We start from the raw sequence: 15392 nt of genomic DNA on the forward strand, positions 1-15392 counted from the left end.
ACATGATCAGCGTTGATGAGTTTGCTGACTTCTTCGCGGCCATTCACGACGGCGAACGCCCCTTTGCTTGGCAGGAGGAATTGCTCCATGCCCTCGTGAACGATGGGTGCTGGCCAGACCAAATCGCAGCACCAACAGGCTCTGGCAAGTCAGCGGTCGTTGAGATCCACGTCTTTGCCAACGCTCTTGCGGCCTGCGGTCAGGGGGCGCGTGTACCTAGGCGGCTCGCCGTCGTCGTGAATCGGCGCGCGCTAACTGACGCGCACGCAGACCGGGCCGCCCAACTCCAGCGTCTGCTTAAAGAGGCCCCAGATGGCGGCGTTGTGGCAAGAGTCCGGGAGGCACTTGCGAGCTTGTGGGTGGAGGGGCGCAATCAGAGCGGCCCGCTGATGCTGGCAGTAATGCGCGGCGCAGCGGCGATTGACCGTGACTGGCTGGATGCGCCTGAGGCCTGTGGGGTCTTGTGTATGACTCCTGCGATGTGGGGGTCAAGCCTGCTATTCCGGTCATATGGGGCCTGGCCCTTCGCACGGCCACGCCTGGCTGGTTTGCTTGCCTTAGATGCGGCCGTCGTCGTTGACGAGGCTCACCTGAGTCGGCAGTTGCTTGTGACGGCCCGGCGGGTCGCGGAACTCGTGGGCGCCAGTGCGCACAAGCTCGGCGTTCCGGCCCTACAAGCAGTGGAGATGACGGCGACGCCGACGAGCAACCAGGGCCGAGTCGTCGCTGTGACGGAGCAGGCGGTCTTAAAGGACTCGTGTCTGGCTGCACGAGTCGGTGCACCCAAGTCGGTCCTATATGTCCCGACCGGCACCTGGCCCACCAACGGCAAGATGACTCAAAAGTACCTTGAGGTAATCGTGGACCAAGTGGCTACTCAGGTGGCTGAGGCGCAGAGCTGGGCAGCGACGGGACCGCGGACAGTGGGCTGCGTCCTGAACCGGGTTGATTCAGCGATCCGTGTGGCACAGGCTCTGCGCGAGCGAGGCCTGCGTTGCCGCACCTGGGTGGGCAGGATGCGTCCCTGGGATCTGAAGATGATGCGGCGGGAGGACCCTGACCTGTTCACCACAGTGGGTTCAGATCAAGTTGATGTGCTGATCGCGACCCAGACTGTGGAAGTCGGGGTGGATCTAGACCTAGCGGCCCTGGTGACTGAGCTAGCTTCAGGTAGCGCGATCGCTCAGCGGGCTGGTCGAGTTAACCGTATGGCGCGCAGGCAGCGCGGGCCGGTGGTGGTGGTCGGGCCAGAGCTCAAAGCCAAGCTTGCGGATGATGTTCTGCCATACCAGGCAGCTGATCTGCGATCCGCGCGGGCTTGGGTGCTGGAACGCCAGGCTGTGGGTGACCTTTCGCCGTTGGCGGTGGTGTCTGCGCCGCCACCGGCAGAAGAGCCTCGCAGAATCCTTTGGCAGCGGCCTGAGCCATGGGATGTGAACCTGTGGGCTAGGACTTCACAGCGACTCGTGATTGAGCCAGAGCTTGACCTGTGGTTGCGCGATGACCTGGACCCAGAGGTTGATGGCGTGGGAGTTGTGCTGAGGGAGTTGGCGCAACTGCCAGACTCCTTGGCTTGTGAGTCGCTGCTGAGGGAACTGGAGCCGCAGGACGAGGAGGTCTTCCCGACCAACATCGGTGCGCTCCGCGAACTCGTTCGGCGGATTGCGGAAGTTAAGTCCGGGCCTTTGGAACGTTCAGTGCTTTGGCGGGACGGCGCGCCATTCCCGAGCTGGCAGGCGCTAGTTGATCAGGGTGAGGATAAGGCTTCTCGGGAGCTGCGCCCGGGTGACCTGTTGGTCCTGGATTCCGGAGTCCCATTGCTGACGGAGAACGTCGTCACTTCGGACGGCAAGGAGAAGGGGCACGCGGTGCCGTTGGCGGCTTTCCGTGAGTTTGCTGGCAAGGGCGCCAGTTTGGTCAGCGACGTCGTAGGCGTGGTGACGGATCCCGAGGAGTTAAAGGCCTTTGCCGATCTCACAGAAGAGGAGATTGCTGCGCGACTCGGCGGGACAATCGCCTTGCCTCCTGGGTGGCAAGAGGGAGAAGCCCCAGCCTGGGTGGTGGTGCGTGACGCAAACACGGTCTCCTGCGAAGCTGACCAGCACTCGATGTTGTCAGCTCGGGGGCGTGTAGGCCTAGAGGAACACAATGCCGCCGTTGCCCAGCGGGCACTGGCCTTTGGGAGGAGCCTGGGGGTGGCAGAGCAGGTTTCTGGGCTGCTGGCCGAGGCGGGGCGATGGCACGACGTCGGCAAGGCGGATGTGCGTTTCCAACGGGCGCTTTGGCGAAAGGATCCTGAAGGGTGCGAACTGCTCGCAAAGAGCGGTGCCACCAATCCCAAGGTGATCAAGCGAGCATGGGCGGACTCGGGGTTGCCGGGAGGTTGGCGGCATGAACTTGCTTCAGCGGCAGCCTATTGGGACAGCTGTGAGGCCGCCGGGCAGCCTGTGGAGGACCGTGAACTCGTCACCAGGTTGGTTGGCACTAGCCATGGCCGAGGGCGCCCTATGTTCGACCACAGCGTTGAGCAGGCCGGGCCGGGACCTGTGGAAGCACTAGCCGAACTGATTGGCGAGGGCGAATGGGAGTCGGTTGTGGCCAGGACGGACCGCAACTGGGGGCCTTGGGGCACCGCTTATTTGGAGGGCCTACTGCGAGCGGCTGGCTGCACGATCTCGGCGGAAGGGAAGTAGCACCATGATTCTTACCGGAACTACATCGAGCGCCTTGACTACCTTCGGGGGCCTGGGGCTGGGTCTCATCCTGGAAGGGGCGGGAGCCAGCCGGGTCAGAGTAGGTTGGACAGACTCGCTGGAACCACAGTTGGTGGTGAGCGCCGCTGGCTATGACGACGACGCCGTGGCCGCTGCGGTGCTTCAACACGCACAGTCCAACGCTCAAGCGGACTCTTGGATTCAAGCGAATCTTGACTCCGCTCCGTGGGGCGGCCAGCGAGCCGTGTTCAGTCCTCGGATCAAGAAGGCCGAGAAGACAGAGCAGTGGATGTACCTGCAGAAGGCTCGTCATGACGGCATTGACCGGCTTAGGGCTCTAGGCGGTTTTGGGACTGAACTTGAGTTAATTGGTGCACTTGGTGAGCCGGCCTACTGGCCGGTGCGCATGAATGAGATCAAACCCGATGAGGGAGCGAGTCGCTGGGAGATGAAGACCCGCAACCGGGGCGAAGAGTTCGTGGGAAATCGTTTGCGGCAATTAACGGCGATTGTGTCTAAGCGGTCGGTGGAGCAGGTGCGTGACGGTCTGACCGGCGTCTCTGTTGTTGATGAGGCTTACAAGGGCAAACGCTCTGATGAGTCGCGTACTTCCACTGGCCTCACGGGGCCTCGCTTCACGGATAGTGCCTTAGCTTGGTGTGCCTTGTGGGGGATATCTTGCTTCCCTGTCTTGCATCAGTTGGGCAAGGCGTCAGTCACTGCTGCCGCCTTGCCAGTTGGCAAGTACACACCGGAGTATCTGGTGCTGCCGCTGTTGGTTGGCGGTCACTCTTTGGCCAGATGGCGGTCAGTGCTGGTCTCAGGGCAACTCCATGACTGCGTGGGGAGCAGCGGTGTTGCCTGTGCTGAAGCGGAGCGGTGGCTTCTAGACCATGGGGTTTGGGCGCTGGCAGTCCACCCAGTGATGCTTGGTGGCAGTGCTAACGCTCCAGAGCGCTCACTTGGTGAGTGCCTAGAACCCAAGGTTCTGGTGGTTGACGGGGGGCAGGAGCGGTGGAACTGAAGGCTAGTGCTGATCCGATTCCAATCAGTCTGGTGCTTCACACGGTCTTCTGTCCTCGCCGCGCATGGCTTGAGTCGGTGGGTGAACACACTGACACCATGCAGATGCAGGCAGGTACTTCGGCGCATCGGCGTGTGGATGACGCTAAGCAGAGCACGCCATCCGAGCATCGCTCTGTGGACCTGCGCTCTGAACGGTTGGGTTTGTCGGGGCGCTGTGACGTGGTTGAAGGCCTGGCGGGAGGACCGCTGACGATTGTGGAGTACAAGGCGACTCCAGTTAGAAACCGGCCAGAAGTGACAGAGGCAAACCGCGTCCAGTTGGCGTTGCAGCGTTTGTGTCTGGAGGAGATGGGCTACGAGCTTGCGGGCACGGAGGTTTACTTCACGGGACATCGGCGACGGGTGGAGGTAGAGCTCACTGCCGAGGATCTTGTTGGGGCTGAGGCTCTGGTTGGTCGCACTCGGGAGTTGATCGCTGCGGAGCAGGCACCTGCGCCGTTGGTGGAGGACCGTCGTTGTCAGTGGTGTTCGCACGCCTCGGTTTGCCTGCCTGATGAGCACCGTTATGAAGCGGTTCGACGCCGGGTGGTGGCCCCGGCTCCCGATGCGCAGGTTGTTCACCTGGCCACGCCGGGATCTAGGGCCTCGTTTAGGGGCGGACGGTTGGAGGTGTTGAAGTCCGGGGAGACCCTGTTGAGCGTGCCGGTTGAGCGGGTGCTTGGGCTTGTGGTGCATGGGAACGCCGATGTCTCTTCTGCGTTGTTACGTGAACTGTGCTGGCGGGACCGGTGTGTTGTGTGGTGCTCTTGGTCTGGCAGGGTTGTGGGCTGGTCGCGGGGTGCAGATGCACCCAATGGGTTGCAGCGGGTACAGCAGCATGTGGCTAGTTCAGAGGGCCGTTTGGACATTGCACAACAGATGGTGAGTGCGAAGATCGCTAACCAGGCGACCCTGTTGCGTAGAAATGGTAATGCTGCGGAAGACGTGGCTGTTATGCGTCGATTGCAGCGTGAGGCGTGCGAGGCGCATTCGCTTACCGAATTACTTGGAATTGAAGGGGAGGCGGCAGGTGCGTACTTCGGGTCCTTCGCCACGATGCTTGAAGGAAAGGCGGCTGGTTTCGCGGCCGAGAGGTGGCGGGGGCGACGACGTCGACCGGCAACAGATCCCGCTAATGCGGCTCTGGACTACACCTATGCGTTGTTGCTTGGGGAGTGTGTGCGTGGGCTGGTCGCGTGTGGTCTGGATCCCCATGCGGGTTTTCTGCACTCAAGTTCAAGGAACAAGCCAGCTCTCGCCTTGGATCTTATGGAGGAGTTCCGGGCGCCGGTTGCGGACTCCGCGGTAGTGAGGGCGTTTAGGAATGGGGAGTTGGGTGAGGGTGACTTCTTGAGCGTCATGCGTGCGTGTCGGATGACGGATCGGGGACGCAAGCAGCTCATCGCTAGTTTTGAGCGGCGTGTGGAGACGGCCTTCAGGCATCCGGTGTATGGGTATGACACGACGTGGCGGCGCTGTATTGAGATTCAGGCTCGGATGATCCTTGGGGTTATTGACGGTACACAGCCCGCATACAAGGGAGTGACTGTCCGCTGATGCGCGATGACGTCCGGAGGCTTGTTGTTGCTTACGATGTGCCGTCTGACCGGAGGCGGTCAAAGGTAGCCAAGAAGCTTCTCACTTACGGGGATCGAATCCAGTACTCGGTTTTTGTAGTGGATGCGACCCCGGCGAAGCTTCTGCGGATGCGTGATGAGTTAAATGCGATCGTCAAACCCGATGAGGATTCGATTTTGTTGTGTGACGTGGGCTTGCTGTCCTCAGTTGACAACAAGCGCTTCAGCTACGTGGGGCTGACTCGCACGATCACGCCTGACGGTCCGCTCATCGCCTGACGCGAGCGCTCCGATGGTCCTGATTTGCCCGGGGAGTGCTCGCGGTCCGTTTGGCCTGCGGTTGCGAGGGTCTTGGGCAGGAAGCAACTGCTTCCAGGCTGTTCAAGGGGGCCAGTTGGTGGAGCGCTCGCGGGAGTGCCGTACAGCGGCGGAAACTTGCGGTATTCTGAAGGGACTGTTGCAGCTCTTTCGAGAGCTGCACTTCATTGAGGCCAGACCGGCCAGCAATGCTGGCGTCGACGGCAAGTTGCAGCTCTTTCGAGAGCTGCACTTCATTGAGGCCTCGGCACGGCCGCCGCTGTTACCGCCCTGTTGTGGGGTTGCAGCTCTTTCGAGAGCTGCACTTCATTGAGGCAAGTCGTTAGACTTAGAATCCGACATTGTAGGCGTTGTTGCAGCTCTTTCGAGAGCTGCACTTCATTGAGGCCCGAAATTATCCGTCGTGCGCTCACGGACTTCCTGGTTGCAGCTCTTTCGAGAGCTGCACTTCATTGAGGCAAAAGTATAGTGGGAAACAAAGCCTGGACAAACGTTGTTGCAGCTCTTTCGAGAGCTGCACTTCATTGAGGCTATGCGGCGGGCACGTCCTTGCTCACCATCTTGGAGTTGCAGCTCTTTCGAGAGCTGCACTTCATTGAGGCGAGCGCAAGCACCACCAGCCCCACGATCACGGACGCCGAGTTGCAGCTCTTTCGAGAGCTGCACTTCATTGAGGCAACGAAATCGCGTTCACGTGCGATCAATTCAGACTTGTTGCAGCTCTTTCGAGAGCTGCACTTCATTGAGGCCCAGTGGGGTTCAGCATATCCCGCCGTCACATCCCCGGTTGCAGCTCTTTCGAGAGCTGCACTTCATTGAGGCAAGAGGGGACTCTCGCTCCCACCCTCACCCTCATCGTTGCAGCTCTTTCGAGAGCTGCACTTCATTGAGGCCACCTGCCTGGACACGCCGTGCTCATATGGACGCAGTGTTGCAGCTCTTTCGAGAGCTGCACTTCATTGAGGCCCGAAGGTCGCCGGGACTAGTAATGCCTGGCAGGTTGAGCATTGTCGCGTCATGCGGCGGTGGATAGAAGTAGGCCTTCCACCGCGCGAGCTCATCATCCATCAGACATGCGCTGCAACCGCGTCCACACCTGCACGTTTCAGGATGCGGTGCAGGTACTCCTGCGTCGTGATCTGGCCACGAACGCGCATGACTAGAAAGGCGAGATCCTCACGGTTAGGTTCCCAACCCTCGTGCCAGTTATCGGCGCACGCCTCAATGATACGGTCTCTCTGGCCCTCATCAAGACCTTCGAATAGGTCTGGCCAACGCTCCTCCAACTGCATTCCTGTCATGCTTTCCTCCTTGGCTCCAGTAATTGAGACTACCCGCTTAACGCCTATCGTGGGGTCCTCCCCGTTGGGATGACGCCGGCAGGCGTCGGCGCCAACGACTCGCCGCCGTTAAGGCTCTCCTCCACCTCGGCGGTGGCAGAGTTCAAGGCGGCGACCACCCACGCACCAAAAGCCGGATAGTCACCCGCACCGCGTGCGCAGACGAGGCGCCACGCACTACGCGCGCGCCCAAGGTCATCGGCACTGATTCGGACGGTCAGCCGCCGCATCTCACCCTGACCAGCGTTGCTGGTCTTGCTGGCGTTGGTGGCAGCTGGGAGTTCGGCGGGGTCGGGGCCGGTGGCCTTGGGGACCGTGATTGCCTTGCGGGGCTTGGGTTTTGGCTTCATGCGTTCTCCTTGGTGAGCAGCTCGACGATGGACTCCAAGGCGTTCGTGTAGTCACGAGCCTCGGCCCTGGGCACGGGAACACGGTTGGTGGCGGCTGTGGCCACCACCTCACGCTCGGGCAGGCGTTCAGGCAGCAGGAGGCTTCCGTGAACCTCCCGTAGCACGTCCATCCAAGCTTCACGGTCCAACCGGTCCTTGCGCCACTTGTTTACGACAACCCCCAGAGTCTCCAGGCTAGGGTTGTAGTAGCGCTTCACGGTGTTGATGGTGGCCATGAGCTCGTCCACGCCCTCCACGGAGGAGGCCCTGGGCTCTGTCACCACCAGGACGTGACTGGCTGCCGTCAAGCAGGCCAGGGTTAGGGTGCCTAGGCTGGGTGGGCAGTCGATGAGCACGACGTCGTAGTCCTCCGCAGCCCCCTCTAGGGCAGCGCGCAGGCAGTGCTCTCTGCCTGGCTGGTTGTCGGCCTCGTTGCAGCTCTTTCGAGAGCTGCACTTCATTGAGGCCTGGTTTTGGCTGCTTCGAAGGTCTGGCAGATCAGGTTGCAGCTCTTTCGAGAGCTGCACTTCATTGAGCTTGGCTCCTCGCACGTGACGGTGACGGGCGCCCCTCAGGTTGCAGCGCCTTTTAGGGCCGTGCTGGTTTAGGGGACTCTGGCAGCGCCGTCTCTCGGCGCTGGCACGCCTACCGGGCGCGCCAGCCCGCCCACGAGGGCTCGCCCTGAGGCTGGGTGTGCCAGGCAGTCCGTGGCCTGGCTTCCGTCATCCTGGAACAGTTGGGAGTTCCTGGTTATTTTGAACGGGTGAGCACCAAAGCCAGCTCCGTCTACAACACTGCATACCTAGGCGGAATAGAGCGTGTTTTCGCCTACGCCGAGGCTCAGGAGGGCTCGCAACTGGAGCCCAAAGCCATAGACCTGCTGCGGAGCATCGATCAATGCGCTGCTGGCACCTCTACCGAGATTAAAGGCCAGGGCCGGCAGCGCTCGGCCAGCGCTCCACAAGTGAGGCTCAGTGGAGAAAGCTTGTAAGACCTTTCGCGAATCAGCAGATGGATAAAGAGCAGCTGGCTAGCCTGGTCTACATGCGCCCTGAACTGCCTGAAGACGCCGAAGTCCCAGCCCTAGCCCCTGAAGCATCCCTTGAAGAACCCGACGCCGAACCCGACACCCCTGACCCCGACGACACTGCGGAGGCCGACGAAGACCTCGAAGACCCAGACGAACCAAAAGAGGACAATGAGGGTTTTGAATGGTCAGCCAGAGACAAAAGATGGTTTGCGGTCGCGATTATCTATGCGTTTATATGTCTGCCTGGGATGATGTTTCTCGGGGTGCAATGCGCTAAAGCCTTGCAGCGGGGGTGGGGAGAGTATCAGATTGAGGACTACTTTGATGACTCCGCCATCATTGAGGACGCATCCTTAACCTCTGGCGGCGACTTCCTGCACGGATACTATCTGCAGATAGAAGCTAGGCTGGCTCCAGGCGTCTCTGATCAAGACGTTTGCGAGCTACTCGTTGGGGCAGACAAACGTTTTGGCAAAGCGAAGCTGCGCAGCATTGGCAAGAACGAATTACGTGTTCGCCTCACCGGGGACATCCCCAGCCATAAAGGTGAGCTTTTCACCTATGTTCCCTTCACGGGTTCTTGGGACGGTTTTACCAGGAAGGACGGGGGCGGGGTCTGCACCAGGGAGTTGCACAGTGTCCTAGGTGGTTGACCCCCGCATCGCCTGGAGTATGAGGCGGGGCCGCAGTCACGGCCACGGCCCGCGCAGGTTAACCCCCGCATCGCCCGGAGCATGAGCCCCCAGTCCGCACGACGCCATCAAGAACACCACCGCCCGTACATCACAACCTGTACCTCACAGCCAGGCTGGGCGGCTAGCGCCGTCGGCGTCGGTAGCATGAGTGCACCACCAGCCCTTTCGGAGGAGCCCCCATGCCCGAGCCGCTCAAACTCATTGACCGCGTCCAGGCCATCAACTGGAACCGCCTTGTTGACGACAAAGACCTGGAGGTCTGGGACCGCCTCACCGGCAACTTCTGGCTGCCGGAAAAAGTACCGCTGTCCAACGACGTCCCCTCCTGGGCCACCCTCAACGAGGCTGAGAAGAACATGACCACCCGCGTGTTCACCGGCCTAACCCTGCTGGACACCATCCAGGGCACCGTGGGCGCCATCTCCCTGATCCCAGACGCACGCACCCCCCACGAGGAAGCGGTCTACACCAACATCGCCTTCATGGAGTCCGTGCACGCCCGCTCCTACTCCTCCATCTTCTCCACGCTCATCTCCACCGCGGAGATCGACGAGGCCTTCCGCTGGAGCGAAGAAAACGAACACCTCCAGCGCAAGGCGAAGATCATCCTCAGCTACTACCGCGGCGATGACCCCGAGAAACGCAAAGTAGCCTCCACCATGCTGGAATCCTTCCTGTTCTACTCAGGCTTCTACGCCCCCATGTACTGGTCCAGCCACGCCAAACTCACCAACACCGCTGACCTGATCCGCCTCATCATCCGCGACGAGGCCGTCCACGGCTACTACATCGGCTACAAGTACCAGTTGGCGGTACAGGAGGCCTCCGCCACACGGCAGCAAGAGCTTAAGGACTACACCTTTGACCTCCTCATGGAGCTCTACGACAACGAGGAGCAGTACACCGAGGACCTCTACGACGAGCTTGGCCTAACCGAAGACGTCAAGAAATTTCTGCGCTACAACGCCAACAAGGCCCTAATGAACCTGGGCTACGAGGCGCTATTCCCCGCAGAGTCTGTAGACGTCAACCCGGCGATCCTGGCCTCCCTGTCACCCAACGCCGACGAGAACCACGACTTCTTCTCCGGCTCAGGGTCCTCCTACGTGATCGGCACCGCTGAGGCCACTGAGGACGAGGACTGGGACTTCTGATGCCCGGTGCGCAGCCGCAAATGCACGAGCTCCCGCCCACCACCGAGCAGGAAATCGTGCCTCGCCCCCGGCCCACCTCACCTCCCGTCTACCACTCTGGCGCAACCAAAATCGGTGAGCTAGGGACCCGTACCTGGCGCTTGGACGACGTCGTAGACGCCGTGTTCTTCGTGGTCTCCGCCCTGCTCACCTTGTGGCTCGCCTGGATCTTCCTGAGTGCTGGTCTCTACCTGCGCCCACGCGCCGTGGCCTGCGCGCTGCTGTTCTGGGCCGTCTTGGCCTACCTGGCACTGCCCCGCATGCACCAAGTGCTTACCTGGCTTTACGTCCCCGACTACTTCATTGGGCGCACCCGCACCGCCGACGGGCTGCTCGGAGACCCGGTGAACCTGGCGGTATGGGGCAGCGAAGAAGCGATCCACGAGAGCATGCGGGCAGCAGGTTGGGTGCGCGCAGACCCGATCACCCTGCGCAGCTCTTGGGGAATCATCGCCTCTTCACTGATGAGACGCTCTTACCCGGCGGCGCCAGTATCCACCCTGACGCTATTTGGCAGAAAGCAGAACTTTGCCTACCAGAAAGAGGTTGAAGGCAACCCCGCCCAGCGCCACCACATCCGCTTCTGGCACGCCCCGGAGGGTTGGGTGCTGCCAGGAGGTAAACGGGTGGACTGGCTGGCGGCAGCCACCTACGACCGCGCCGTCGGACTGAGCACCCTGACCTTCCAGGTCACCCACAAAATCGACGCGAATATCGACATTGAGCGCAACTTCGTGGTTGACGAGGTGCTGTGGGCCAACCCCGAAGCCAAACTGTATTCCTGGGCTGACTTCTTCACCTCCTATCACGACAAAAACGGTGGCGGTGACCGCGTCTTCACCGACGGCGACCTCTACGTCCTAGACCTATCCGAAGTGGTCACAGGTAAGGGCGCAGCAGAGTTGGCGTCCTCACAGGAGGCTGACGCCGAGGCCGACCGCAGGCGCCCCCTAGCCCTGGTTGCCGCCCTGGTGCTGATGACCTTGCGCGTGCTCCTGGACACCGGAGATCTGGTGCGCAAAGCCCTGTATGACCGAGCTGCCTTGGCCCAAGTCGAACTAGACCCGCAGGAACTCTCACAGATCGACCCGGCGCAGGCCGTCCGGCTTGTGCTAGCAATAATTGTCGTCACAGTGACGCTGCTGACCGCCATCCTGGCGGTAGCGGTATGGCGTGGGCATCCACGCAGCCGGATCGCCCTGATGGCAGTGCTCACCCTGGGTGTACTCGCAGATATGAGTGAGATTTCGGCCTCCGGCGCTGGGCAGGCCCCAGTCAACGTATTGCTCTCCTGCGCGCTAGGCGTTCTGGCCCTGCTTACTATCTCCACCCGCTCCTGCCACCGCTGGGTGCGTGAGCGCAAGGAAGAACGTTCGCAACTGCCAGCCTGAGCCAGGCAGCCCTAGGTGGCACCGGTCTGGCTAGGCTGAGGGCATGAGCGAGCAGCCCGAAGTTCCCGGCGGTGACACGGTCCGCATGGGCCTGCCTTTTAACGGCGTCGTCCCGCTGTGGTACGAGGGTGAAAACATCACCTGGCACCACAGCCTGCAAGCCGACCTCTCCACCCTGCTGGGACTGGGACACATCCAGACCACCCGGGGCCCCTCGCCTACGCCCCCAGGCTGGAGCGAGCAGGTTGAAATCGGCACCTTGAGATACGACGACGACGGCGCACCCACGCTGTTCCTGCAGGCCGCAGCGCCCACCGGACGGCGCGCCGTCAACCAGGCTGGAGACGGCGCCCCCATACCCCTGAGTGGCCCACTCAGCCCCCAGGAATACATGCAGAGCCAGGTCGACGACGTCGCCATGGCGGTCCACGTGGGGCGCCTTATGATCCGTGCCGCCCGCGACTCCGCCATCCTGCTGTTCACCCTGCGTGCCCCCCGCGACCCGGAGGCCCACCACCTCCTGTCAATGCCCGCCGAAGTGGACGACGACCTAGTCATGCATTTCCACCTAGGGACCCTCCTAGAGATGGAAGGCGGCGCCTGGGACCAGGCCACCCGCCAGGACGGCATGAGCTTGCTGGACCTAGACGTGCCCTTCGAGCCGCTGCTGGTGGCCGGAAGCAATGAGGGTGAGCCCGGGCTAGACGCCGGCGGCCTAGTGGATATGGCCCGACCGGTGGTGGACTGCCTGCTCAAGCCCGGCTTCCCCTTCGCCCTGGGCTACTCCTTCATCCTGCCTGAGGACGCGACGCCGACCCCAGCCCAGTGAAGTTTGCGAGGCCAGCGAGGCCCGCCCAGCCAATATGCACAGAGCCTGCCCAACCGCAGCAGTTCACGGTGACTGACCTCACCGGCAGCCTAGGCCCAAAGTGGTTACTCGCCTGAGCCCCCACAGGTGAAGGTTGAGACATGCTCACCCTTACCGAGAACCTGCAGGCCCAGGCCAAGTCCGCCGTCGCCCGCACCGACGGCGCCAGCCGCCTCCTGCCCTTCCTGGTCTCCTCCATGCTCGCCGGGGCCTTCGTCGGCATCGGCGGAACTTTCATGCTGATGGCCGCAGGCCCCTTTAAAGCTGCAAGCAGCCCGGCCACCGCGCTTATCTCCGGCCCACCCTTCTGTGTGGGCCTCCTGTTGTGTATCTACGGTGGGGCCGAGTTGGGGACCAGCGCCATGATGACCTTCGCCATCGGCTCCTTCCGCAAGGCCATTACCTGGCTGAAAGCCGGAAGAGTGCTGCTCCTAATGCTGCTGGGCAACCTAGCTGGCTCCATGCTGCTGGCCGCCTTGCTCTGGGGCACCAACATCCTCAACTCCGGGAACGCTGCCGGTGCGATGCTGGCGGCGGTGGTCACCACCAAGGGGAATCTGCCGCTGACGGTGATCTTCTTCCGCGGCATCATGTGCAACATCCTGGTGTGCCTGACCATCTGGTGCGTCACCCGGCTCAGCAGTGAAGTCGCCAAAGCCGTGGCGGTGTTCGCGATCATCAGCGCCTTCGTCACCTGCGGTTTTGAGCACGTGGTGGCGAATATGACCTTCTTCAGCCTGGGCTTGTTCTACGGCGTAGACGGCGCCTCTGTGACCCTGGCTCTGCGCAACCTGCTGGTTTCCGGCATAGGAAACCTCGTGGGTGGCGCGATTTTTGTGGGCGCCGCCTACCTGCTGGCCGCACGCACCGAGCAGCACTGAGATCTAAAGGGCGGCGCTAAGAGGGCGCAGGCAGCCAAGAGAAAACCAGGCAGCCCGGGTTATGCGCGCCCGGGCCGCCGCCAGCCTGCCGCGCCGTCGTCAGGCCAAAGCCTGGCGCAGCACTTCCAGACCAACCGACCCCAGCCGCAGCGCCCGCATATGGAACTCCTTGAGGGAGGAACCGCCCGCCAAAGCCGCGTCGCGCGTCTGCTCCCACAACCGCTGCCCAATCGCGTAGGACGGCGCCTGCCCCGGCCAACCCAGGTAACGGTCCAACTCAAAACGCAAGAAGCCCTCGCTCATAGCCACGTTGTGACGCAAGAAAGCCCAGGCTGACTCCGCGTCCCAACGCCCCTCACCCACACCGGGCAGGCCCGCCAACTCCGCAGGACGCTCCTTGCCCAGATGCACACCAATATCCAACACCACGCGGGCTGCTCGCAGCCGCTGGGAGTCCAACATCCCAAAGCGGTCCCCCGGATCCGCCTGGAAACCCAAATCCGCCATCAACCGCTCCGCGTAAAGCGCCCAGCCTTCACCATGACCACTGACCCAGCAGGCCAGGCGCCGCCAGGAGTTGAGCTCCTCACGCAGGAAAGTCTGCATGCCGCACTGCAGGTGATGGCCAGGCACCCCCTCGTGGAACACCGTGGTTCGCTCCTGCCAGGTCGCGAAGTCTGCTGTGCCCGCAGGCACCGACCACCACATGCGGCCCGGGCGCGAGAAGTCGTCGCTGGGGCCCGTGTAGTAGATCCCGCCAGTCTGGGACGGGGCGATGCGGCACTCCAGGGTGCGCAGCGGGGAGGGGATATCAAAGTGGGTGCCGTCCAAGGCCGCGATTGCCGCGTCAGAAGTTGCCTGCATCCACTCCTGGAGCGCCTGGGTACCGTGTACCAAACGGCTTGGGTCAGCGTTAAGCCGCTCAAGCGCCTGGCGCACCGTGGTGCCAGGGCCATAGAGCTCAGCGGCGATCTGACGCTGCTCGGCATCAATGGCGGCCAGGCGCTCGCGACCCCACTCGTAGGTCTCATCTAGGTCCACTGTGGCGCCCAGGAACTCACGGCTGAAGCGTTGGTAGCGTTCACGCCCGACGGCGTCTTCAGTGGGCGCTTGGGGCAGGAGCTCGCGTTCCAGCTGCTCGGCAAAGGTGGCGTAGCCAGCGCGTGCGGCAGCGGCAGCTTCCCGCAGCTCCTCAGTCAGGGAGGCGGGGAGGGTGGTGCCGTCGCCAGTTGTGGGCTGGGCGGTTAGGACGCTGTAGGAGGAGGTGGACGCCTCGGCCTGGTCGCGGGCCTGGGCGATAACTGCCGCAACCTGACGGCGGGCGGCGACGTCGCCACGCGAGGCCGCCTCACCAAGCGCGCTGAGATAGCCCTTTAGGGCGCCGGGCACAGCGCGCAGACAGGAAGCGAAAGTCTCCCAGTCGCCCACGGTGTCCGTGGGCAGGTTGTCAAATAGGTCGCGCACGCTCTGGGCCGGGGAGGCGATGTTGTTGAGCACCCGCAGGTTCTCACCGGCTTCCGCCAGTTCCAGCTCTAGGCCCAGGCGCTCACGCATGGCGGCCAGAGTTACACGGTCGACGTCGTCGGCAGGCTGGAGCTGGTCCAGGGAGCGCAGCGTGGCCCGTGAAAGCTCCGTGAGTGCTGCTAGGCCCGCGGGGGAGTGGTCATCTAGGGCGCCGCGGCGGCCTGGCAGGCCGTTGTAGACAGCGAACTCGGGGGAGAGCTCAGCTAGGCGGGCCACATGCGCCTCAGCTACGGCGTCGACGGCGGTGGGCTGGCGGCGGATTGGTGCGGTGGTAGCAGTCATGCCTTGAGGTTAGGGCATGCCCAAGCTCCGGGTTTGCGCGTACTTCAGGGTTTGCTGGCTCGTGGCCAGGGGGTGCGCTGCGGCGGCCTGGACTTGTGGGCTGGGGCCAGGCGCGAGACCCTCTG

At 62.5% G+C, this 15392-nt stretch carries 14 protein-coding genes and 1 CRISPR repeat array; of the genes, 10 read left to right on the forward strand and 4 right to left on the reverse strand.

Annotated elements, in window-relative coordinates; genetic code table 11:
- The first annotated feature begins 2 nt into the window (after nt 1–2).
- Genes cas3g through cas2 form a run of 4 tightly spaced genes read left to right on the forward strand, consistent with a single transcriptional unit; the run spans nt 3 to nt 5635 of the window.
- The gene (gene cas3g, locus DR039_RS10790; protein WP_111837379.1) at nt 3–2693 is read left to right on the forward strand and encodes a type I-G CRISPR-associated helicase/endonuclease Cas3g; all 2691 of its coding nucleotides are present in this window, start codon (nt 3–5) and stop codon (nt 2691–2693) included.
- 4 nt (nt 2694–2697) lie between these two features.
- On the forward strand, nt 2698–3738 hold the full coding sequence (locus DR039_RS10795; RefSeq protein ID WP_126622386.1) for a hypothetical protein: 1041 nt from the start codon (nt 2698–2700) through the stop codon (nt 3736–3738).
- On the forward strand, nt 3729–5336 hold the full coding sequence (gene cas1 / locus DR039_RS10800; protein ID WP_267489842.1) for a CRISPR-associated endonuclease Cas1: 1608 nt from the start codon (nt 3729–3731) through the stop codon (nt 5334–5336). Before DR039_RS10795 ends, cas1 begins: the two co-directional genes overlap by 10 nt.
- Nucleotides 5336–5635 carry a CRISPR-associated endonuclease Cas2 gene (gene cas2, locus DR039_RS10805; RefSeq protein WP_197719040.1) on the forward strand — a complete coding sequence of 100 codons (300 nt, stop codon included), beginning with the start codon at nt 5336–5338 and terminating at the stop codon, nt 5633–5635. Before cas1 ends, cas2 begins: the two co-directional genes overlap by 1 nt.
- Nucleotides 5636–5812: 177 nt before the next feature.
- A CRISPR array of direct repeats spans nt 5813–6641; the repeat unit is 36 nt; unit sequence GTTGCAGCTCTTTCGAGAGCTGCACTTCATTGAGGC.
- Nucleotides 6642–6741: 100 nt separating this feature from the next.
- Here the strand turns inward: cas2 and DR039_RS10810 are convergent.
- From DR039_RS10810 to DR039_RS10820, 3 genes are read right to left on the reverse strand one after another with little or no spacing between them, the layout of a single operon-like run.
- Nucleotides 6742–6975: an antitoxin VbhA family protein gene (locus DR039_RS10810; protein ID WP_111837382.1), complete on the reverse strand. Its 234-nt coding sequence runs from the start codon at nt 6973–6975 to the stop codon at nt 6742–6744.
- A 44-nt stretch (nt 6976–7019) separates the two neighbouring features.
- The gene (locus tag DR039_RS10815; RefSeq protein WP_111837383.1) at nt 7020–7364 is read right to left on the reverse strand and encodes a hypothetical protein; all 345 of its coding nucleotides are present in this window, start codon (nt 7362–7364) and stop codon (nt 7020–7022) included.
- Nucleotides 7361–7864: a ParA family protein gene (locus DR039_RS10820; RefSeq protein WP_126622387.1), complete on the reverse strand. Its 504-nt coding sequence runs from the start codon at nt 7862–7864 to the stop codon at nt 7361–7363. Before DR039_RS10820 ends, DR039_RS10815 begins: the two co-directional genes overlap by 4 nt.
- Before the next feature lie 302 nt (nt 7865–8166).
- Here DR039_RS10820 and DR039_RS10825 point away from each other — a divergent pair, with 302 nt between their 5' ends.
- From DR039_RS10825 to DR039_RS10850, 6 genes are all read left to right on the forward strand, one after another.
- A complete protein-coding gene (locus DR039_RS10825) occupies nt 8167–8394 on the forward strand; it encodes a hypothetical protein (RefSeq protein ID WP_126622389.1) in 228 nt (75 codons plus the stop codon).
- A 20-nt stretch (nt 8395–8414) separates the two neighbouring features.
- The gene (locus DR039_RS10830) at nt 8415–9086 is read left to right on the forward strand and encodes a hypothetical protein (RefSeq protein ID WP_111837386.1); all 672 of its coding nucleotides are present in this window, start codon (nt 8415–8417) and stop codon (nt 9084–9086) included.
- A 221-nt stretch (nt 9087–9307) separates the two neighbouring features.
- A complete protein-coding gene (gene nrdF / locus DR039_RS10835; RefSeq protein WP_111837387.1) occupies nt 9308–10282 on the forward strand; it encodes a class 1b ribonucleoside-diphosphate reductase subunit beta in 975 nt (324 codons plus the stop codon).
- Nucleotides 10283–10302: 20 nt separating this feature from the next.
- Nucleotides 10303–11712, forward strand: coding sequence for an LssY C-terminal domain-containing protein (locus DR039_RS10840; RefSeq protein WP_172458384.1), 1410 nt, complete (start codon nt 10303–10305; stop codon nt 11710–11712).
- A gap of 43 nt (nt 11713–11755) precedes the next feature.
- On the forward strand, nt 11756–12541 hold the full coding sequence (locus DR039_RS10845; protein WP_111837388.1) for a hypothetical protein: 786 nt from the start codon (nt 11756–11758) through the stop codon (nt 12539–12541).
- 140 nt (nt 12542–12681) lie between these two features.
- The gene (locus tag DR039_RS10850; RefSeq protein WP_111837389.1) at nt 12682–13461 is read left to right on the forward strand and encodes a formate/nitrite transporter family protein; all 780 of its coding nucleotides are present in this window, start codon (nt 12682–12684) and stop codon (nt 13459–13461) included.
- A gap of 99 nt (nt 13462–13560) precedes the next feature.
- Here the strand turns inward: DR039_RS10850 and DR039_RS10855 are convergent, their stop codons facing one another.
- A complete protein-coding gene (locus DR039_RS10855) occupies nt 13561–15267 on the reverse strand; it encodes a DUF885 domain-containing protein (protein ID WP_111837390.1) in 1707 nt (568 codons plus the stop codon).
- Nucleotides 15268–15392 lie beyond the last annotated feature (125 nt).

This window comes from Actinomyces bovis, from assembly GCF_900444995.1.
Lineage (GTDB): Bacteria > Actinomycetota > Actinomycetes > Actinomycetales > Actinomycetaceae > Actinomyces > Actinomyces bovis.